We start from the raw sequence: 22,698 nt of genomic DNA on the forward strand, positions 1-22,698 counted from the left end.
CTCTGTGTTAAAATTTTCAGGTTTACCCTATTCATTAACTCAGCGTTTCCTTAATCATTTCTCCCATTGCTACCACAATTTTACGAGAACCTACATAAGGATTTCGCCCGTGGGCAGTCAGCATATTATCTAGCATTAAAATATCACCTTGCTCCCAAGCAAAGCTAGTTTGAGACTGCTGATAAACTTCATTTATTTCAGCAATAACTGAATCTTCTATAGCAGTACCGTCTCCGTAATAGACATTACGCGGTAGGTGTTGTTTTCCGAATGTAGATAATAGAGATTCTCGAACTTCTACATCCAAATAGGCTATGTGGTGTAACTGAATTTGGTTGAAAAATACAGGTTCACTTGTTTTTGGATGTACTCCCAAAGCTGGACGAACTTGGCGAGTAATTAAACTGTTATTATCATACCATTCAATATCAATCTTTTCTTGACGGCAATAATTTTCTACAACCAATTTATCATTGGTATGAAAGAAATTTTGCCAGCTAACATCCAAACTATTGGTATAGTGACGGACATACATTAATTGTTTTTGTTCTAATCTTTCTCGTAGTTTGGGATTGATTAGTCTGTAAGCTTTGCGACAGTCTATAATCGGCGTTTCTCCACCTTGTTGTGCTGGTTGCACGCAGAAAAACCAAATCTTCAGAGGCCACTGATGTAAATGAGAGCTTTCATTATGAAAAAGGATTGCTTTGTCAGGTGGATAAGGAGTGGAACCATAAACTTTACCACCTTCACCAGTGCGGGGTAAGTCGCCATACTCAGCAAATAAATTGGGACAAATTGTTTGAGCGAAGTTTTCAAACTCTGAAACTGATCTTATATTAAAACCTCTAAATAAAATCGCTCCATGTTTTAATAATTCTGTCTCGATATATTCTCGATTATTCTCTACCCAAGATAGTAAGTCAAGTTCTGTAGTATTTGGTTGAATTACAAGAGGAAAATTTTGTCCTGCTTGTAGATAGTCTGTTTTGATTAATTGGTCTGCTATGAGACTAACAGCTTTCGGAGCAATGCTCATAAATTTTTGTCTTTTAGCAGCTTTACGCTCCTGTTGTTGCATAGTTTGTTGTGCCTTCTCTGCTTCTGTAAGCATTTCTAATGTATTGATGTGGCTTTCAGGTTGGCGGATAATACTATTGATTAATGTTTTCCAATGCTTTGTAAATATTGTGATAGTATCTGCGGCAAATAAATCAGCGTTATATTGCCATTTACCTTCTATACCTTGCTCGGTTTCTGTGAGAAATAAGGCTAAATCGAATCTAGAATTCTTGGTTTCTAATTCTAGTAATTTTAAGTTTAGTCCTGGTAATTCTAAGGCTGATGTCGGTGTATTTTGCAGGACAAACAATACCTGGAATAATGGAACTATATTACTTAAATGGCGCTCAGGTTGTAATTCTCTAACTAATTCGTCAAAGGGTAAATCTTGATAAGCATAAGCTGATAGTGTCTGAGTGCGAATACGTTGCAACAACTCTAAGAAAGTGGGATTTCCGCTTAAGTCGGTGCGTAAGACTAATAAGTTAATGAAAAAGCCAATTAATGGTTCAATTTCTGCTTGGTTGCGGTTGGCAACATCAGTGCCAACAACAATATTATCTTGGCTGCTGTAGCGTTGCAGTAAAATTTTAAAGCTTGCCAGCAGTGTCATAAATAAGGTTACGCCTTCTTGCTGGGCAAGCTGTCGCACTTCTTGCACTACTGACACAGGTATCACAAATATGTGACTAGCACCCCGGTTAGTATTCACTTCTGCACGTGGGCGGGTTGTGGGTAATTGCAGAACAGGTACGTTTGCTAATTGCTGCTTCCAGTAGGTGAGTAAGGCTTCTCGTCTTTCACCTTGCAAATGTTGACGTTGCCAAACTGCAAAGTCTGCATACTGTACGGGTAATTTTGGTAAAGGAGAGGCTTCTCCCGTAGAAAAACTGGTATAAAGTGCTGCTAACTCCCGAATTAATACACCCGTTGACCAGCCATCAAAAACGATATGGTGGATAGTGAACAGTAAGATGTGTTCTTGTTCGCCTAGTTGTAAAAGTGTGCATCTGAGCAACGGTGCTTGAGTAAAATCAAAGGGACATTGAAATTCCTCAACACTCAAACGCTGAATTTCCGCTTCTCGTTCAGCTTCCGTCAATTTATGTAAGTCTGCCACAGGTATTTTTAGCTGCACATTGGGGACAATTATTTGTAATGGTTCCCCATCTATCAAAGTAAAGCTAGTGCGTAAAATTTCGTGGCGACGGATAATTTCGTTAATACTTTCCTCTAATGCCTCTACATTCAACTCACCGACGAGATGAACTGCTGCGGGCATATTGTAAATACCGCTATCAGGGTTAATTTGTTCTAATAACCATAATCTAGCTTGGGCAAAGGATAGAGGTAAATTGCGATGGCTACCCCCCCCGCAGGCATCGCGGGGAACAGGTGTAATAGTAGAAACACCCTGATGACTAGCTTCTTGCATATTTTTAGCTAGTTCTGCAATGGTGGGAAATTCAAATAAAGACTGAAGCGGTATATTCACTCCCAGAGTTTTAGCAATGCGAGAAATAATTTGAGTTGCTAATAAAGAATGTCCGCCTAGTTCAAAGAAATTGTCGTGAATTCCTACTTGATTCACACCCAAAACTTGAGTCCAAATTCCGGCTAATACTTCTTCTGCTGGATGACGGGGAGCAACAAAATTACTTGTCTCTAAATGAGTATTGTCTGGCGTAGGTAAAGCACGACGGTTAACTTTTCCATTGGGTGTTAATGGTATTTCTGCCAAGAACATAAAAGCATTCGGTATCATGTATTCAGGCAGTTGTTGCCGTAAATACTGCCGCAGTTCATCAGTAGCAGCGTTTTCAGCAACTAAATAAGCAACTAAACGCTGGTTTCCCGATCCGTCTTCTCGCACCATCACTACACATTGATGTACTGCGCTGTGTTGTTCTAATACCGCTTCAATTTCCCCTAACTCAATACGGAAACCTCGGAGTTTCATTTGATAATCAATACGTCCTAAGTATTCAATTTCTCCATTGGGTAGATAACGGGCTAAATCACCAGTTTTGTAGAGTAATGTTTTCGGATTAAATGGATTAGTAATAAATTTTTCTTTAGTTAATTCTGGCTGATTAAAGTAACCCCGTGCTAATCCTACACCACCAATATATATTTCTCCCGAAATCCCTACGGGTAGAGGTTGCAAATATTTATCTAAAATATATATTTGGGTATTAGCTAGAGGACGACCAATAGAAACTGTTTTTTCACTATCACTTATTTGATAATTTGTAGACCAAATAGTTGTTTCTGTGGGGCCGTATAAATTCCAAATCTGAGAACATCTTTGGCATAATTGGCGAGCTAAACTTTGGGGTAAGGCTTCGCCACCACAGAGAATTTTGAGTTGGGAATTTCCTTCCCAGCCTGCATCTAATAACATTCGCCAAGTTGCAGGGGTAGCTTGCATAACAGTTGCAGCAGAATTATTCAGTTGTTGTAATAACTGCGCGCCGTCGGTTGCAATTTCTCGACTAGCAAGAATTACTTTGGCTCCCACTGTTAGAGGAAGGAAGATTTCTAAAACTGCAATATCAAAAGATAAAGTAGTAACTGCAAGCAAACTATCTTGATGGCTTAAGTGTAATCCCTGCTGCATAGCAGTAAGGAAATTTACTACATTTCTATGAGTAATTTGTACACCTTTGGGTTTGCCAGTGGAGCCGGAGGTATAGATTGTATACATCAAATTATCCGGCTCGATATTGCTGTTAGAAGTGTTTATTTCTTGGATAGCAATGCTTTCCCAGTTGCTATCTAAACAAATAACTTGAGCGTGGTGGGGTGGAAGATTTGGTAATAAATGTTGCTGGGTTAATAAGACTGAGGTTTGGGAGTCTTGGAGCATATACGCCAAACGCTCTTGAGGAAATGTTGGATCTAGAGGTATGTATGCACCACCTGCTTTGAGAATGGCGAGGAGGGCGACGATTGTGGATAAAGAGCGATCGCAACAAATCCCCACTAATACTTCTCTACCTACACCTAAGCTGCTTAAATAGTGTGCTAGCTGATTTGCTTTTTCGTCTAGTTCTTTGTAAGTTAGCTGTTGTGAGCCAGCTATCACAGCGATCGCATCCGGTGTCTTAGCTACCTGGGCGCTAAACAACTCATGCACGCAGACATGAGGATAATCAGCTTCTGTATAATTCCATTCCCTTAAAATTTGCTGCTGTTCTGCTGGCGTAAGTATAGACAACTCTGATATAGACTTATCTGGATGCTCAACGATATCTACTAACAAAGTTGTTAGATACCTCAGCATAGATTTAATGCTATCAGCATCAAATAAATCGCTGTTATACTCTAATTCCCCAACTAAACCCTCAACCTTATCAGTAAAAGACAAACTCAAATCAAACCTAGCCGTATCATTTTCTATAGGCAAATATTCCAAATTCAAACCTGATAGCTTCAACCCATCTCCAGGCATATTTTGCAGCGCGAACATTACCTGAAATACTGGCGTGTGACTGAGACTACGCTGTGGTTGTAATTCTTCCACTAATAATTCAAAGGGTAAATCTTGATGAGTGTATGCTCCTAGAGTGATTTCTCTTACTTGTTTAAGCAAGTTGATGAAACTAGAATTTTCCTCTAGTTTAGTTCGCAAGACTACAGTATTTACAAAGAAGCCAATTAACCCTTCAATTTCGCTACGATTACGGTTAGCAATAGGCGAACCGACTAAAATATCTGCCTGTCCAGAGTAGCGATAAAGCAGAGCTTTAAACGCTGCTAATAAAGTCATAAATAACGTTACACCTTGCTTTTGACTCAAAGCTTTTAGCTCATTTGTCAAAGCTGGAGACAGCACAAATGTCTGCTTTTTACCAGCAAAGCTTTGCTGCTTGGGGCGCGGTTTAGCAATAGGAAGTTCTAATACTGGTAAATCACCACTTAATTGTTGTTTCCAATATTCCATCTGAGATGCTAAAACTTCTTTCTGTAACCATGTTCTTTGCCAAACGGCAAAATCTACATATTGAATAGGTAAACTGGGTAATTCACAAGATTTACCTGTGCAGAAAGACTCATAAAAGGTAGCTAATTCTTTAATAATTATTCCTGCTGACCAACCATCAGCAACTATGTGGTGTATTGTGAACAGTAAAATATATTCCTGTTCTGCTAACTGCAATAGTACAACATTTAATAATGGTGTGCTAGTTAAATTAAAAGAATGTTGCGCTTGAATTATAGCCCTGCGTTTGGTTTCTATTTCTTGGTGTTCTGGTGTTAAATTCTGTAAATTTACCACAGGTAATGTAATACTAACTTCTGGGTTAATTATCTGCTGTGGTTCTCCATTTCCACTTACAAAAATAGTACGTAAAGCTTCATGGCGACAGATAATTTCGTTGAAGCTTTGTTCTAATGCTGTAATGTTAAGTTGTCCTTTTAGTTGTACTGCCCTCGATAGATTGTAAGCAGAACTTCCGGGTTGTAATTGGTCTAAAAACCACAGTCTTTGTTGAGCAAAGGATAATGGTAAATTATCTTCTCGTGTGACTTTCTCTACAGGTAAAACAGCTAGTTGTTGCCCCTCTTTCAGTGTCGCTTCAACACATTGCGCCAGTTCCGCTACTGTTGGCGACTCAAACAAACTACGTAGGGGTAATTCAACCTGAAAAGCTTCTCGTATCTGAGACATAACTTGTGTTGCTAACAGGGAATGTCCGCCTAATTCAAAAAAGTTTTCTTCAATTCCTACTTGTTTAACACTGAGAATTTTTGCCCATATCCCCGCTAAGACTTCTTCTACAGGGGTACGTGGTGCGGTAATAGCACTTTTTATTTGTTGTGATAATTCTTCTGGTGCAGGTAATGCTTGGCGATTCACCTTACCATTAGGAGTAAGAGGTAAAGCCTCTAAAATGGCAAAGTTAGAGGGCAACATATAATTAGGCAAGTTATCCTGCAAAAACTTATTAAGCGCATTCAAATTTATAGCTTCTGAGTTAGCAGGAACTAAATAAGCTATTAATCGCTTATCCCCAGTTTCACTTTCCCGCGTCACTACCACAGCTTCCCGCACTTGGGGATAGTTAGTTAATATTGCTTCTATTTCTGCTAATTCAATCCTGAAACCACGAATTTTAACTTGATAATCACTACGTCCAATAAATTCGATTGTGCCATCTGGTAAGTAACGTCCTAAATCCCCTGTTTTATAAAGTCTTGCTCCTAGTTCATGACTAAGTGGATTAGGAATAAATCTTTCTGCTGTTAAATCAGGACGATGTAAATATCCTTGTCCGATACCCCAACCACCTATATATAATTCACCCGTTACACCAATAGGTACTGGCTGGAAATGTTGATCTAAAAGATAGATTTGAGTGTTAGCAATTGGTTTACCTAAAGGAATTAATTTAGTTGGTGTATCTGCTTCAATAGTGATGGGATAAGTGGCGACAATACCACAGGTTTCTGTTTGACCAAACATATTAATAAGATGTGTCTGATGTTGCAAGCCAAACTTCCAATTAATCGGAATATCAGATAACAGTGGTTCACTAGCAGAAACAATTAAGCGCAGTTTATTATCTAACCAATAGCTTTTTGACTCTGGCGCTAAACTAGCGAGAGTGTAATTACAATTGCGCCAAAAAGAAGGAACAATATCAATGACTGTGATATTATCCTGCTTAATTCCTTGAAATAGCGCTAAGGGATCTTGACGTTGTTCCTGGGTGGCAATTTTGACAGTTGCGCCTCGCGTCAGAGGAACCATTAATTGTCTGACGGAAGAGGAAAAAGCTAGGGATGCAGTGTGTAAATAGACATCATCAGCTGTGATACCTAGCGCCTGTTGCAGCGCGTGGACATAATGGCACAAATTAGCGTGGGTAACGCGCACACCCTTGGGTTTGCCTGTAGAACCAGAGGTATAAATTACATAAGCTAAATTAGAAGCAGATGCACTTTTTGTTAAATTTTCTGTTGACTCTTGGCTAATAATATGGCCAATTTTATCTATACAGATTACCTGTGTTTCATGTGCAGGTAATTCAGCTTTGACGTGTTCTTGAGTTAGCAAAACCTTGGGTTGAGAGTTTTGCAACATAAATGTCAAGCGCTCTTGAGGATAAGTTGGGTCTAGTGGTACATAAGCACCACCAGCTTTGAGAATAGCTAGAATACCCAATACCATTAATGGGGATCTATCAAAACATAACCCCACTAAAATCTCAGCACCAATGCCCAATTTTTGTAGATAACGTGCTATTTGGTTAGCCCGATTATTTAGTTGAGTGTAGGTAAATGTTTCATTTTCAAAAATGAGCGCTATTTTATCTGGTGTATTAATTACTCGTTCAGCAAAGAGTTGATGAATACATTGATTGCGATCGTAATTGACTTGGGTATTATTAAATGTTTGGAGTAGTTTTTGCTTCTCTGCTTTATCAAGAACTTCTAATTTAGAAACTGGTAAATTTGGAAAAGCGATCGCACTTTCTAATAAAGTGCAAAATTGCTGTGTTAATCTTTGAATATAATCGGTTGAAAAGAGGTTAGAATCATAGCAAAACTTGAAATATAGAGAGTTATCTTGATAAGAACTAGATAATTTAATTTTATATCTATCTGTATAAACAGCCTGCTGATGAATTGAAAATTTTACTTCCACAACATCATACTGTGGTGATTGTGGTTCAAATTCAAAAGTAAATGGCAAAAATCCAGCTTCTCTTTCTAAAGAAAAATATTCTTCGTAAGTAGAAACTGTATCTAAATTAATTTTAACTTTCTGCCAAAGCTTTCCAAATGTGTCAGTTTCTTGAATATGAATAGAAATTGGCAAAGATTTAGAGAGCAAACCTAAAACTGATTCTAATTCTTGATACTTACGGCTATCAGTAATAATACCTGCGATTAAATTTTCTTGTCCTGTCAACCGCCACAGTAAGATATTCCAGCAGGTAAATAAAACATCACTTATGGCAATATTCTGAGCTTGAGCATAATTGGTAATTTTATCTTGAAAATCAACATCTAATTTCAAGCAATAACTTTGAGGCTTGAATGGTAAACTTGCTGCTGTTGTATTTTCAAAAGGTAGTTGTAAGGCTGCTAAAGCTGAAAAATTTATATTACTCCAAAAATCTCTACCTGTTTTGGTTTCTTCTGCTATTAAAAGCTCGTTTTGCCACGCTGCCAAATCAGCATACTGTAACACTTCATTATCTAATACCTCCTCTTTATTACAGATAGAATTATAGAAACTACTTACTTGTTTAATAAAATTGTGTAATGTCAATCTATCAGCACAAAGAGCAGGTAAAGCAACCAGTAAAATATATTTATTTGTTGCTAATTTAGCTAAAGATAAATTTAATACGGCACCTTCTCTTAAATTGAATTCTAAATTACAAAAAATGTTAAATATATTTTCTAACTTTTCTTCTTTATCTTGAGAACTCTCACTACTTAAATCATAGTCTTGATGCCAAAATGCACTCCGATCGCTAATGAACTGTAACGGCAAATTCATCTCCGGTATATCTCGATAATTAGTGCGGAGAATTTCGTAAGTTACAACGACTTGATTTATAGCAGTTTTTAAAACTTCTCTCTGCAAATTTCCGGTAATTGATACAGCACAAACAGCACAATAAACAAAACTATCGCCTTGCTGTAAACTCCACAAATACTTCTGTTGTGGAGACAGTTCAAAACTATTAACTGCCGTTAGCATATTTGGCTCCAATTTTTGATCTATTTCTTTTTTTTACGTAGTTATTTAGAGAATTTCGCTTATTTCTATCAACCTCTAAATGGTTCTGCCATTCCTACTACAACCTTTCTTTTACCAACAAAAGATTTTCTTCCATGCGCTGTTAGCATATTATCTAACATCAAAATATCACCAGTCTGCCAAGGAAAAACTATTGTCTCTTGCTGATAAATAGTACGCAATTTATCTAAGACATCTACCTCAATTGGCGAACCATCACCATAGTAGGTATTATGTGGTAAATCTTCTTCAGAAAACTCAGCTAATAAAGCTTTTCTAATACCAGTCTCTAAAGTTGAAATATGAAAGAATACTGCATGATTAAACCAAACTAAATCACTCGTATGCGGATGTTTAGCAATTGCTGGGCGGATTTGCCGGGTTCTTAATTTGTTCGATTCTCTCCACTCAAATTCTATACCCTGATAATGACAAAAAGTCTCTACTTCTTGACGATTATCAGTTTGAAATACCGTTTGCCAAGGTAAGCCAAAACCATCGCCAAAGTTACGCACATACATTACTTGTTTTTGAGCAAAGCGATCGCAAATTTCTTTAGGTATTTTCCGATATAATCTTCGTGTATCAGCTATCGGTGTTTCACCTCCCTGCTGTGCTGGTGTCACACAGTGAAAAAAGATTTTCAGAGGGTAGGTTGCAGCATAAGAGTTCTCACTATGGAGAAAAATATTTTCCTCGGCAGGATGATCTGTAGATGTATAAATTTTACCTTGAATTGCGCTCCGAGGTGAAGAGCGATCGCGGTATTCGATTAACTCTCCCGATACCGTTTTGATTAACTTTTCAAACTCTCCTACATCTGGAATTTGAAAGCTACGAAATAGAATTCCACCATGCTTATACAAAGAATCTTTGATTAATTCTAAATTATTTGCTACCCAATTTACAAGATTTACCCCTTCAATATTAGGTTGAATTAACAGTGGTAAATTTTGATTAGCAATCAACGGTGTAATCTGTACTAATTGACTAATAGCTTTTCGTCTAATCTTTGTTGATAAATGAGCATAGCTTAACTCAGCCATAATCGTCTTCTCCCCCCAAAAAAAATAAAATATGAAAAACTAAATTTCCCCAATAGCTGCACGCTTGACAAACTTTAATTTGTTTCTGCTAATATCTTGTAATTCTTTTTCTTGCTGAGACTGTTGCTGTCGATCAACTTCAACTAGTAAATTTATTAACTCATTAACCTGAATATCTGGCTTTTGCAAAATAGAACGTAGTATGACCTCATAATGCCTAACCATACGTCTAATAGTTGTTGCATCAAACAAATCTATTTTGTATTCCCAAGAACCATTAATTTCCCGATCGCTTTCCCAAATGCTGAGTTTTAAATCAAATTTAGAAGTGCCAACATCTACCTCTTCAGGATGCATATTCAAATCGTGAATTTCGATAGCTGGTATCGGCGCATTTTGCAAAATAAACATTACCTGAAACAAAGGGTTATAACTCAGATTGCGTTCTGGTTGTAACTCCTCTACCAGCTTCTCAAAAGGTAAGTCTTGATGGGCGTAAGCATCTAACGCACAAGCACGTAAACGTTGTATAACTTGTCGAAAACTAGGATTTCCACTAAAATCTGTGCGAAAAACTAAGGTATTGATAAAGAAGCCAATTAAGTTTTCCGTTTCTTGCCAGTTCCGACCTAATACAGGTGAACCAACTAAAATATTATCTTGTTTATTATAACAGTAAAGCAATGTTTGAAACACTGCTAAAAGTGTCATAAATAAAGTTACACCTTCTTGTTTATTTAAGTTTTTTACTGCTTCCTTTATTTCTCCTACAATGGTGAAAAACTCTTTTTTCCCTTTGAATGTTTGAATTGCTGGTCTAGGTCTATCGGTAGGAAGTTGAAGTAAAGGTGCGCTACCATTTAGCTGCTGTTTCCAATAATCTAATTGAGGTTGGAGAACATCTGTTTGTAACCATTGTCTTTGCCAATAAGCATAATCTGCATATTGGATACTTAGTTCGGGTAAAGGTGAAGGTTTACCAACAGAGAACGCAGCATAAATTGTTGCTAGTTCTTGAATAAGCACACCAATTGACCAACCATCAGAGATCATGTGATGGATAGTAATTAGCAACAGATGCTCATCTTCTTTGAGATGTAAAAGTGTTGCTTTTAATAGCGGTAGTTGGGAAAGGTCAAATGGTTTTTGGCTTTCTTGCAAAATTAAACTTTGAATATCAGAGTCGAAATTTTGCAGAATTGATAATTTGAGTTCTAGATTCTCATGAATAATCTGAATAGGTCTTCCGTCTACAGGAGTAAAGGTTGTCCGTAAGCTCTCGTGACGCTTGATGATTTCATTCAGACTTTGTTCAAGGATCGCTGGATTGAGTTTACCAGTTAATCGAATAGCGATCGCAACATTATAAAAAGGATTTCCCGGTTCTAACTGGTCAAGAAACCATAAACGCTCTTGTGCTAAACACAGAGGTAATTCACCATCGCGGGGAACAGGTTGAAGTTTGTGATTCGTGGTGGTTGTCTCTGTAGCCAATACCAGTTTAACTATCTGAGCAATACTCGCTTCAAATAAATCTACAGCTGAAAGAGATACCCCTACGTCTTGCTGAATGCGATTTTTCAAATCAAACGCCTGTAAGGAATCTATACCCAAATTGCTTAAAGGTTGTTGAATATTTACCTGCTCTAAGGGTACTGATAAGACTTGAGCTACCAACTGTTGTAAGTAAGTTTCTAGATTTGTCGGTTGCTCTTTCGGCAAACTCACGTCAGAACTATCCAGAATACTACTTTGGACAATATTGAGAGTCCCTGCTAAAAACTCTGCTTTGGTAGCGCGACGTTGTATTTTGCCACTAGAGGTTTTAGGAATAGTACCAGGTTTAATTAACACCACTGCATAAACTTGCATCTCAAATTCTTGAGAAACCGCCTGACGAATAGCAGCAGTAACTTCTTCTAGATTTGGTTTGGCGCGGAATTCTAACTCCTGCACCACTACCAACTTCTCTTCGTTCTCTACCTCAACTGCAAATGCAGCACTACTACCCAAACGTAAAGCCGGGTGAGAGCGTTCTGTAGTGAGTTCGATATCTTGTGGGTAAAGGTTGCGGCCGCGAATAATAATTAAATCTTTGGCTCTACCTGTAATAAAGACTTCGCCACTATCTAAAAAGCCTAAGTCACCGGTGCGGAGAAAAGGCCCTAATGCTTCGCTAACTCCTGTATCTTGCAAAAAGGCATGAAAAGTCTGTTTTGTCTCTGTTTGACGATTCCAATAGCCTTTCCCAACACTGGGGCCAGATACCCAGATTTCCCCTACTTCTCCATCCTGACAGCCAGTTAAAGTTTCTAGATTGGCAATTACAATCTGTTGTTGTGGCACACTGCGGCCACAGCTGACTAATGCTATTGAATTATCGTCCTCAGCAACCGCATCAATTACATTGTTGCGTTCTAAAGCGCTCTTATTTACGTTTTTGCATCTAACTAACGCAGACTTGACGCTACCAGATACCATCAAAGTAGCCTCTGCCATGCCGTAACAAGGATAAAAAGCTTCTGGACGAAAACCGCACTCAGCAAAGGTAGCTGCAAAACGCTCTAAAGTTTCCTGGCGAATTGGTTCCGCGCCGTTAAAAGCTACACTCCAACTGCTTAAATCTAGGGTTGAGCGTTGTTCAGGAGTAATTTTTTCAATACAAAGTTCATAGGCAAAGTTGGGAGCGCCACTGGTGGTTCCTTTGTAACGGGAAATTGCTTGTAACCAACGGTAAGGACGCTGGAGAAAAGCTGCTGGCGGCATCATGATACAAGGAAAACCCCCATATAAAGGTTGTAGTACGCCGCCAATCAGTCCCATATCATGATAAACAGGCAGCCAAGTGACAAACTTACTACTGGCGGAATGCTCCATATACTGGCGCGTCACCACAGCATTGTGTAATAGGTTGCCATGATTGAGCATCACACCTTTGGGTTTACCAGTGGAACCGGAAGTGTATTGCAAAAAGGCCAGAGTTTCTCTATCAATCAAAGGCTCTTGCCAAGCCTCTTCTATACCAGGTGCGAGGTTATCGGTAGTCAGCCAGCGAATACTATCTAGATCAAATTTATCAGCAAGCAAAGATTTCAATTGAGACAAGATGGCCGTTGTTGTCAGAATTACCGCCGTTTGTGCATCTTTTAAAATCGCCAAGATTCTGGGGGTGTTGCGCTCATTGCGTGGTGGATAAGCTGGGACTGCTACCACACCGGCATATAGACACCCAAAGAAGGCCGGTAAGTAATCTATGCCAGGTGGGTAAAGTAGTAACGCCCGCTCTCCAGTTAATTCTAAAATTTGAAGTTGAGATGCGATCGCTCTACTATATCGATCTAACTCTCCATAAGTTAGAGTCGCTCCTTGTGCTTCTCCATCATACAGAAAGGTAAAAGCCTCAGTGTTTCCTTGCTTTACCAACCTGTAACGCAGTAGCTCCACAACTGTAGAAAACTTACAGACCATTTCTTCTAAATCATTGACACATTGAGTCATTGCACTTTCAAAATCCTGATGCACAAAGAATTCTGGGATATCAAGCCGTTGCAGCCTTTGCCAAAAAAATGACAAATTTTAACCGCGTTCTATTTGCGTACAGCTTATTTTCGAGTGTTGTTGAATCGAGGTATGAATCTGGATGTAGAGCCGTGTCTCTACAAGGATTTTGAAATTACGCAAAATTATTTTTCGTACCGCAATCAGCAACGCCATTTTTTAATCTAGCAATATTATTGCTATTAATTTGCAATTACTCTTAAGACTTTAAAGCAACTTAGCTAAGATAGCAAGCAAATTTTAATTAAAAACTATTATTATCTTTTGCTCAAGAATAATTCTTAAAAATCTATCTTAAGATAGGTGACAAAGCTTAATTCAGGTAATTATAAATTGACTGCTGCTATAGCAATACCTTGAGAAGACTTATTTATAAGGATTTCTCGCACAACGCTAGTCAGATTTAGAAAATTCAGAAGTTTTGATAAATGCTTGCTCAGGCGTAACCTTTATGATAATGTCTCCTAATAGCACTAGAGTTAGCTGCAAATCAGTTGCAGATAGCTTTTGAGGATTTCTAGGGCTAGTGTCAAGCATTATTGATAATATATCGCGTCATTAATATTCAAGACGTGAAATTTTTCATTGGCTGTGAGAATGAGTATCAATATGCAACTAGAGCCTTTATTTAAAAGCCTGTTAATTACAGGTTCAGTTCAAGGAGAAAGAAGAATGAAGGGTGGGTTAATGAGTGAGATACGTTCGGTGGCATTAGCATTAGCGGTAATTAGCAGCTTAGTACAACCAGCCCATGCAGGAACACAGACAGCCGAACTATCTAGTCAGAAATCTCACTCTACCAGAGCGACACAATTGCTTGTGCAAAGCAGCGAGAACGTTAATAAAGTTACAGGCGTTAAAATAAACTCTACTGATAAAGGCATTGAAATTATTTTAGAAAGTGCCAACGCCGCAGCACTCAAACCAGTCAATAACAATCAAGGCAACAGTTATATAGCAGATATACCCAATGCAGTGCTAGCACTAAACAAAGGTGGAAACTTTACCCAAAATAATCCTGCACCAGGCATTGTATCCATCAGCGTCACTCAAACTAACACCAATACTTTGAGAGTAACTGTAATCGGTGAGGGAGCTTTACCTAATACAGAGTTATTTGATAGCGATCAGGGTTTGATTTTTGCAGTTACACCAGTTGCATCTGCCACTAAACCACAGCAGCCAACACAAGCCGTGGCAGAAGTTACAGAAGTCAAACTTAATCCTACGAATAACGGTTTGGAAATCATCTTGACAACTCCAGATGGTGGAAAATTACCAGTATTGCCTAAGACTGAAGGCAACACATATATTATCGAAATTAATTCGGCTCAACTGCGCTTACCGAGTGGTGGCACATTCCGCCAAGAAAAACCCATTGCCGGAGTTAGTGAAATCACTGTGACTAACTCCGATGCCAACACTATCAGAATGGCTGTAATTGGAGTAGATAGTATTCCCAAGGTAGAGTTATTTGATAGCGACCAAGGTTTGATTTTTGGTGTCGCCTCAGCTGCATCCTCTACCCAAGCGCAGACGCAACCCCAAACACCAACAGAACCAACCCAGCCAGAACAGCCATCATCCTCTGACGAGCCAATTGAGTTAACAGTCACAGGTGAGAAAGACGGATATCGCGTACAAGATTCATCAACTGCAACAAAAATAGATGTTCCACTACGTGACATACCTGCATCTGTACAGGTAATACCTAAAGAAATAATTCAAGATCGCCAAGTAGTCAGACTCAACGAGCTAGCAGACAACGTTAGTGGTGTACGTCGTCAAGAGACTTATGGTGGGCTTTCATCTCAAGCCTACTTTATTCGTGGTTTTGCGACAGAATCTCAGACTCTGCGAAATGGCTTTAAAGATTTTGGCTTTATTAGTCCGCGTGATGTTTCTAGTATCGAACGTGTAGAATTTCTCAAAGGGCCAGCATCAATTTTGTATGGTAGCATCAGCAGCCCTGGTGGTGTCGTCAACACAATTACTAAACAGCCCCTATCAGACCCGTTTTATCAAATCGATGGTACTATTGGCAGCTACGACTTTTACCGCACATCAATTGATTTGACCGGGCCACTTTTAGAAAATCGTTCTGCTCTCTACCGCCTGAATGTAGCTTACGAAAACGCTGATAGCTTCCGTGACTTCGTTAATAATGAAAGTACTTATGTTGGGCCAATAATTACCGTTAAAGCGGGAGAGAATACAGATATTACCTTTGGTTATGAATACCAAAAATATGACTACACTTATGACCGAGGTTTTCCGAATAACAGCAGGGTGGTTTTTGACCTTCCCATCAGCCGATTTTTAGGTGAACCCAATCTCAATAGAGGTGAATTTACATCTAATAATTTCACTTATCTTTTAGAAAGCAAATTTGGTTACAATAATAACTGGAAATTCCGGCAAGGTTTCAATGTCCTGAACGTTAGCGGTAGTGCAGGAGGTGTTCAAGCTAATTCGATAAACGAAGATGGTCTAACTGTAGCGCGGGGATATCGAGTTAGTAATGATGAATCAAACAACATTTCATTTCAAAATGAAGTTAGTGGCAAATTTAATACTGGCTCAATTCGTCATAATATTCTTGTAGGGCTAGAGTTATCTAATTACAGTTTTCAGTACGACTTCTATCGGGGAGCTATTGCAGATTTAGATATTTTTAATCCAATTTATGGCGCACAGCCAGAATCGGTGAGTCGCTCATCTTTTGAGAAATATGGTGGAAATAATATTGCACTATATTTACAAAATTTAGTTGAAATCACACCCAATCTTAAATTGCTAGCTGGCGGGCGTTTTGACTGGGCTGATTCTTTTTATAGAAACTTGGAAACTAGCACAACTATCAATGAAACTTCTGATTCCAAATTTTCACCCCGAGTTGGGATAGTTTATCAACCTACTGATTCCACTTCAATCTATGGAAGTTGGACAAATTCTTTCAATCCGCAAGTATTTGGGAGAAGTCGTAATGACGAAGCATTTAAACCAGAAACAGCAGAACAATTTGAAGTTGGCATTAAACAAGAATTTCTTGACAAACGCCTGTCAGCAACTTTCGCTTATTTCGACATCACCAAGAAAAACGTTTTGACTACAGACCCTACCGATCCTGATGCTGAATTCCAAATCCAAACAGGTGAACAAAAAAGTAGTGGTGTTGAACTCGATGTAGTTGGAGAAATTCTTCCTGGCTGGAAAATAATTGGCACATATACTTATACAGATGCGTTTATTAGCCAAGACCCAACATTAGCTAATAATAGATTAGTTGGCGTACCCTACAATAGTGCTAGTTTGTGGACTACATATCAATTACAAAAAGGTAATTTACAAGGTTTAGGACTAGGATTCGGTCTAGTTTATGTAGGTGAGCGAGAATCTGACCTACCCAATAATATCAAAATTCCTTCTTATTTGAGAACAGATGCCAGTATTTTCTATAAACGGGATAAATGGCGAGTTGGTGTCAACATTAAGAACCTATTTGATACGAAATATTACGAATCTCAAGGGTTTTATATTGTTCCGGCTGCACCATTCACTGTCCTGGGAACTGTTTCTTTCGAGTTGTAATTTGGGAGTCTCTGTAAAATGTAGTACTTTGATTTACTAAAAGCTTCATTGAAGGGTGGGGTTTCCCTGCCCAAATTTACTTTATTGTTCATACATAATATTGGTTCATCAATAACTGAATTATTTTGGTTACGCAAATAATATGGTTGAGGTTCACAGATATCTACCCGAAAAAAGTAGGGTGACAGTGAAAGTTTTAATACTAGATTCCCCTGTTACTTCATTATGGATAATTCATTTTGTGCCTTAGAGTCTCGTGATGTTGGAGAAGATCCAATTGCCAATGCTTATAATTTTGATTTTTTTGTGATGATTGAATGTCCAACTCCTTGGATAAATGAGACATTTAATTCTAAACCTGTTCCTGATAATCTGCGAAGTATAGTCAAAGAATTTGCAGAATCTGAGATAAGTGTAGAGTTTTTATTAATTTATAACAATGAATTGAAGCAGCCAGACATAACAAGAGTTTTAATATTTCACAAACCTACTAGTTTTGCTCAAGAATATAGCAAATATGAATTGTTATTATCTGATATTACTGAGGTAGCACCTCTTGTTAAAAAATGCTTATTTGAGAAAAATTTAGATACTTTTATTAACAAATCTAACACAAGAGATATTTTTATATGTACTCATGGTAGCCGTGATAAATGCTGTGCTAAATTTGGTAATCCCTTTTATCGTCAGGCGAAAAACATCGTCAAAGATTTAGAGAAGAATAATGTCAGAATCTGGCAATCTAGTCACTTTGGTGGTCATCGGTTTGCACCTACCGCTATCGATTTTCCAGAAGCTAGATACTATGCTAGATTAAATTCTGAATCATTCACTTCTATTTTGACCCGCACCGGAAATATTGAATTTATTAAGCATATTTATCGTGGGTGGGCAATATTACCAGAAGCTGCACAGGTTTTAGAAAGAGAAATGATTCTTATATATGGTTGGCAATGGTTAAGTTATAAAGTTGATTATCAGATTATAAAACAAGCTGATAATGGAGAATTTAATCGAATCAAACTAAATTTTATTAAGCCAGATGGGAGCTTGGGTACTGTAAAAGCTGATGTGTTAGTTGATAAAGCTAAGACTCTATATTTAAGCGATTGTCAGGGTGATATTGTCGAAACAATTCCCCAGTTTTACGTAGAAAGTTTGTTGGTAGATGTGCAATTATAAAAACTATACGATATGAAAAAAAGATACGTATATTATTGCAACTTATGTATTTTGATAGCTATCTCGTTCTTCTTTTTTGCCACTTGTCAGAGTGGTTTTGATCAAAATATAGGTGAATCTAAATCACAGTTATCAATGCCAGAATGTCGCTTATTTAAACATGATTTAGGTGAAAGTTGTGTGCCTCTAAACCCACAGCGCGTTATTGTTGCAGAGCAAATCACATTAGAACCTTTGATAGCATTAGGATTGAAACCAATAGGTATACCTGATGCTACTTTTGTAGGTAGCAAAACTAATTTTCTCAAGAGCCAAATAGCTGGTATAACTTATATAGGCAAAGAGGGGCAGTTGAATTTAGAAAAAATATTGAAATTGCATCCAGATTTAATTATTAGCTTATATGATATTAGCTTAGAAACCTATCGATTGTTTTCACAAATAGCTCCTACAGTTAAATTTAAATATGTCCATGCTAAATGGCAAGAATCTTTTCGGCGGATTGCTGAAGTATTAAACAAGGCTGAACAAGCTGAAAAATTACTAAATCAATACGAACAGCGATTAACAAAATTGCGGGCTGCTTTAGATAATCACCTAAATAAACTAGAAGTTTCTGTCGGCCGGTTTCATGGAGGAGTACAACTACCTGAGTTTCGTTCTCAATTTTCATTCCCTGTCAGTATTTTGAAAGAAGCCGGAATTGCTATGCCAAATGCTCAACGTGGGTTAGTTAAAAATCCTGACGAGACTTTGGTAATACTGAACTTAGAACGTATAGACTTACTTGATGCTGATGTTTTATTTGTAGCGGTAGATCCTGGGGCTAGAGAATTATTCCAAAAATATCAAAAAACTCGTCTTTGGCAAACTCTCAATGTTGTTCAAAATCAGCGAGTTTATAGTGTTGATTCTAGTTACTGGATTTTTGGAAGTATTTTATCAGCAAATGCAATACTTGATGATTTATTTAAGTATTTGCTCCAGGCAGCGTGACAGTGAATTAATTAGTAAATCATAAGGAACGCTGCTCATGAAAACAGAAATGAAATTTAGTAGTTTTCGTAATTTTATTATTGTCTGGATTGGTCAGTTTGTTTCGGCTATGGGCAGTAGTATGACCAGCTTTGCCCTGAGTATTTGGGTCTGGGAATTTACAGATCAGGTAACAACATTAACGCTTGTAGGTTTCTATACGTTACTTCCCAGTATTGTGATTACTCCAATTAGTGGAGTGATTGTAGATCGGTGGAATCGGAAGTTACTGATGATTGTAGGAGATAGCGTAGCTGTAGGAGTAACAATCGCGATCGCACTGCTATATCTAACCAATCATTTGCAAGTTTGGCACTTATATATTACAGGAGCGATCGCAGGAGTTTTCAATGAATTACAGTCTCTAGCCTATTCTGCATCTGTGGGATTAATGATACCTCCAAAGCATTATTCCCGCGCTAGTAGTATGGAATTTTTATCAGATTATGGTGCAAGAATTATGGCGCCAGCTTTTGCTGGCTACTTATACTATGTAATCGGCTTGGTGGGAATTTCGCTGATTGATATCTTAACTTTTACTTTTGCAATTATTAGTGTGCTTTTAATACACATCCCACAACCACCATCTAGAGAAGTTCACAGTCAACATCCAGAAAATATTTGGCATGAATTGGGATTTGGTTGGCGCTATATCCAAGCACACAAAAGCCTACTAGCTTTGTTGATGACGGGAATGCTGTTTTGGTTTTTTCACGATGTTGGTAATGCTGTTTACACACCGATGATTCTGGCACGTTCGGGCAATAACACTCTTTTGTTGGGCAGTTTAGCCTCAGCAGCAGGTATAGGTGGTGTGATGGGAGCATTAATCATGAGTGCTTGGGGTGGATCGAAGCATCGAATTAAGGGCGTTTTATGGGGAATGGTCGGTGCAGGGTTGAGTAAAACCATTTTTGGGTTGGGAAATACAGCCTTCGTTTGGATTGGCGCTCAATTTTGTTCTTCGGTTAATTTCCCCTTAAATGGAAGTTCAGAAAATGCCATTTGGCTATCAAAAGTTACTCCTGAAGTACAAGGTCGAGTTTTTGCAGTGCGATCGCTACTTTTCCAGATATTCTCAGCTATCGCCTATTTAATTACCGGGCCTCTGGCCGATCGAGTTTTTGAACCAGCAATGAAACCAAATGGTCAGCTAGCATGGCTTTTTGGCAATATATTTGGCATCAATAAAGGCGCTGGAATGGCACTGTTATACGTTCTATGTTCTTTATGTATGTTGCTGGTGGGTGTGTTTGGATTTAATGTCCGTTTGCTACGGAATATAGACGAAAGGCACTAAATTTTTCCAGTCAAATTAATTTAATTAAAACCATCATGTTGAATATTAAGGTGTATTTGTGGCTATTTGACCAGCCAATACTGAAAAGAAAATTATCTCGATTTTTAGCTTTTATCCTCAGTGCCATTTTAGTTGTCGTTTTGGCAAATAATAGTTTTGCCACTGCGCCCAGAACTACAGAAATACTATGGGATACTTACGGCATACCACATATATATGGTAAAGATGCTCCAAGCGCTTTCCAGGCATTTGGTTGGGCGCAGATGCAAAGTCATGCTAACTTGCTGTTGCGCCTCTACGGTCAAGCTAGGGGAAAAGCAGCCGAATACTGGGGGGAAAAGTATTTAGAATCTGATAAATGGGTACTGACGATGGGAGTGCCCAATCGTGCTAATTCTTGGTATCAGGCGCAAAGTCCAGCTTTTCGTAGTTATATAAATGCCTTTGCCATTGGGATAAATACTTATGCCAAAGCTCATCCTGATTTAATTGACGAGCAAGTAAAAATAGTCTTACCTGTGAAGCCAGAGGATGTGTTGGCGCATTTGCAAAGAGTGCTGTATTTTACTTTTATTGTCAATCAAGAACAGGTAGCAGATATGACTCATACTCAATCTGAAGCTGGTTCTAACGGTTGGGCGATCGCACCCAAACACTCTGCCAGTGGCAAGGCAATGTTGTTGGCAAACCCCCACTTGTTTTGGTCGGATTTATTTGTCTGGTACGAAGCCCAAATTACTGCGCCAGGGATGAATGCTTCTGGAGCAGCCTTAGTGGGAATTCCGGTTTTAGCGATCGCTTTTAACGATTATTTAGGTTGGACTCATACCGTCAATACCCATGATGGTTGGGATGTATACAAGTTGAAATTGGCTAATAATGGTTATCTTTTTGATGGCAAAGTCCGTCCTTTTACAACATCAAAGTTTTTGTTAAAAGTCAAGCAAAAAAATGGCTCATTAGTCGAACAACCATTATTAGTCAAAAGTTCCGTCCACGGTGCAGTCGTTCAAGAAAAAGATGGGTTTGCTGTGGCGTTGCGGGTTGTCGGTGCAGACCGTCCCGGTGTGTTGGAGCAGTGGTGGGATATGGCACGTTCCCAAAACTTAACCCAATTTCAAAAGGTATTGAAACGCTTGCAACTACCGATGTTTACCGTCATGTATGCAGACAGAGAAGGGCACATCATGCACCTATTTAACGGTCTGGTGCCAATTCGTCAACAAGGAGACTTTCAATACTGGGAAGGTTTAATTCCTGGCGACACATCCAAAACTTTGTGGACAAAAATGCACCCATACAAAGATTTACCGCGTGTAATTGACCCGCCTAGCGGTTGGTTGCAAAATGCTAATGATGCACCTTGGACAACTACTTTCCCCCCTGTCATCAAAGCAGATGATTACCCTGCTTATATGGCTCCACGAGGAGAGATGTCTTTCCGGGCACAAAGTTCTGCAAAAATGCTGGCTGAAGATCCAAAAATCTCTTTTGAGAAAATGATTGAGTACAAACATTCCACCAAAATGGAACTTGCAGAACGCATCCTCGATGACCTAATTCCTGCTGCTCAAAAATATGGCGATGAATTAGCCCGTCGTGCTGCTGATATTTTGGCTGCTTGGGATCGGAATGCTGATGCTGATAGTCGAGGCGCGGTGTTGTTTTCCTTTTGGTGGGAAGAAATGGATGAAAAGCAAATCTTCAGTATTCCTTGGAGTGAGAACTCGCCGCGCACCACACCCGATGGTTTAAAAGACCCAGAAAGTGCGGCGAAAGCGCTACAAATAGCAGCAACAAAAGTCGAAAAAGCTTATGGAAAGCTAGATGTTGCTTGGGGTGAAGTCTTCCGAGTGCGTAGCGGAAACTTGGATTTACCTGCCAATGGTGGCCCTGGGGATCTAGGAATATTCCGCGTCCTCCATTTTGCTCCAGCTAAGGATGAACGCTTTCAAGCCGTATTGGGTGATAGTTATGTTGCAGCCATTGAGTTTTCGCAACCAGTAAAAGCAATGGCTCTCACGAGCTACGGTAACGCGACTCAACCCGGTTCGCCCCACATTACCGACCAACTACCACTGTTTACTCGCAAGCAATTGCGTCCTGTTTGGCGAACTCGTACAGAAGTACTAGCAAACTTGGAGGAACGCAAAACTTTTTGA

General features: G+C 38.8%; 8 protein-coding genes. 5 read left to right on the forward strand and 3 right to left on the reverse strand.

Features of this window, described 5'->3' with window-relative positions:
• Positions 1 to 34 precede the first annotated feature (34 nt).
• From V7K44_RS29990 to V7K44_RS30000, 3 genes are all read right to left on the reverse strand, one after another.
• Complete coding sequence (locus tag V7K44_RS29990) at positions 35 to 8,785, reverse strand: amino acid adenylation domain-containing protein (RefSeq protein WP_334937240.1); 8,751 nt, start codon at positions 8,783 to 8,785, stop codon at positions 35 to 37.
• Positions 8,786 to 8,853: 68 nt separating this feature from the next.
• Entirely contained in the window at positions 8,854 to 9,870 is a 1,017-nt protein-coding gene (locus V7K44_RS29995; RefSeq protein ID WP_334937242.1) for a TauD/TfdA family dioxygenase, read from the reverse strand.
• Between the two features lie 39 nt (positions 9,871 to 9,909).
• A complete protein-coding gene (locus tag V7K44_RS30000; protein ID WP_334937343.1) occupies positions 9,910 to 13,368 on the reverse strand; it encodes a condensation domain-containing protein in 3,459 nt (1,152 codons plus the stop codon).
• Between the two features lie 669 nt (positions 13,369 to 14,037).
• Here V7K44_RS30000 and V7K44_RS30005 point away from each other — a divergent pair.
• The 5 genes from V7K44_RS30005 to V7K44_RS30025 all read left to right on the forward strand — a co-directional run bounded on the left by V7K44_RS30005 (position 14,038) and on the right by V7K44_RS30025 (position 22,698).
• On the forward strand, positions 14,038 to 17,019 hold the full coding sequence (locus V7K44_RS30005) for a TonB-dependent siderophore receptor (RefSeq protein WP_334937244.1): 2,982 nt from the start codon (positions 14,038 to 14,040) through the stop codon (positions 17,017 to 17,019).
• A gap of 225 nt (positions 17,020 to 17,244) precedes the next feature.
• On the forward strand, positions 17,245 to 18,201 hold the full coding sequence (locus tag V7K44_RS30010) for a sucrase ferredoxin (RefSeq protein ID WP_334937246.1): 957 nt from the start codon (positions 17,245 to 17,247) through the stop codon (positions 18,199 to 18,201).
• A 135-nt stretch (positions 18,202 to 18,336) separates the two neighbouring features.
• The gene (locus V7K44_RS30015; protein WP_334937249.1) at positions 18,337 to 19,197 is read left to right on the forward strand and encodes an iron-siderophore ABC transporter substrate-binding protein; all 861 of its coding nucleotides are present in this window, start codon (positions 18,337 to 18,339) and stop codon (positions 19,195 to 19,197) included.
• A 37-nt stretch (positions 19,198 to 19,234) separates the two neighbouring features.
• Positions 19,235 to 20,536 (forward strand): MFS transporter, encoded by a 1,302-nt coding sequence (locus tag V7K44_RS30020; protein ID WP_334937251.1) that lies wholly within the window; start codon positions 19,235 to 19,237, stop codon positions 20,534 to 20,536.
• 35 nt (positions 20,537 to 20,571) lie between these two features.
• Entirely contained in the window at positions 20,572 to 22,698 is a 2,127-nt protein-coding gene (locus tag V7K44_RS30025) for an acylase (protein WP_334937253.1), read from the forward strand.

Origin of the sequence: Nostoc sp., assembly GCF_036917235.1 — a bacterium.
Classification (GTDB): domain Bacteria; phylum Cyanobacteriota; class Cyanobacteriia; order Cyanobacteriales; family Nostocaceae; genus Nostoc.

Bases quoted from the DNA above. Each gene is read 5' to 3' on its own strand.
- V7K44_RS29990 (WP_334937240.1), bottom strand. From the start codon at position 8,785: ATGCTAACGGCAGTTAATAGTTTTGAACTGTCTCCACAACAGAAGTAT.
- V7K44_RS30010 (WP_334937246.1), top strand. From the start codon at position 17,245: ATGGATAATTCATTTTGTGCCTTAGAGTCTCGTGATGTTGGAGAAGAT.
- V7K44_RS30020 (WP_334937251.1), top strand. From the start codon at position 19,235: ATGAAAACAGAAATGAAATTTAGTAGTTTTCGTAATTTTATTATTGTC.
- V7K44_RS30015 (WP_334937249.1), top strand. From the start codon at position 18,337: ATGCCAGAATGTCGCTTATTTAAACATGATTTAGGTGAAAGTTGTGTG.
- V7K44_RS30005 (WP_334937244.1), top strand. From the start codon at position 14,038: ATGCAACTAGAGCCTTTATTTAAAAGCCTGTTAATTACAGGTTCAGTT.
- V7K44_RS30000 (WP_334937343.1), bottom strand. From the start codon at position 13,368: ATGACTCAATGTGTCAATGATTTAGAAGAAATGGTCTGTAAGTTTTCT.
- V7K44_RS30025 (WP_334937253.1), top strand. From the start codon at position 20,572: ATGTTGAATATTAAGGTGTATTTGTGGCTATTTGACCAGCCAATACTG.
- V7K44_RS29995 (WP_334937242.1), bottom strand. From the start codon at position 9,870: ATGGCTGAGTTAAGCTATGCTCATTTATCAACAAAGATTAGACGAAAA.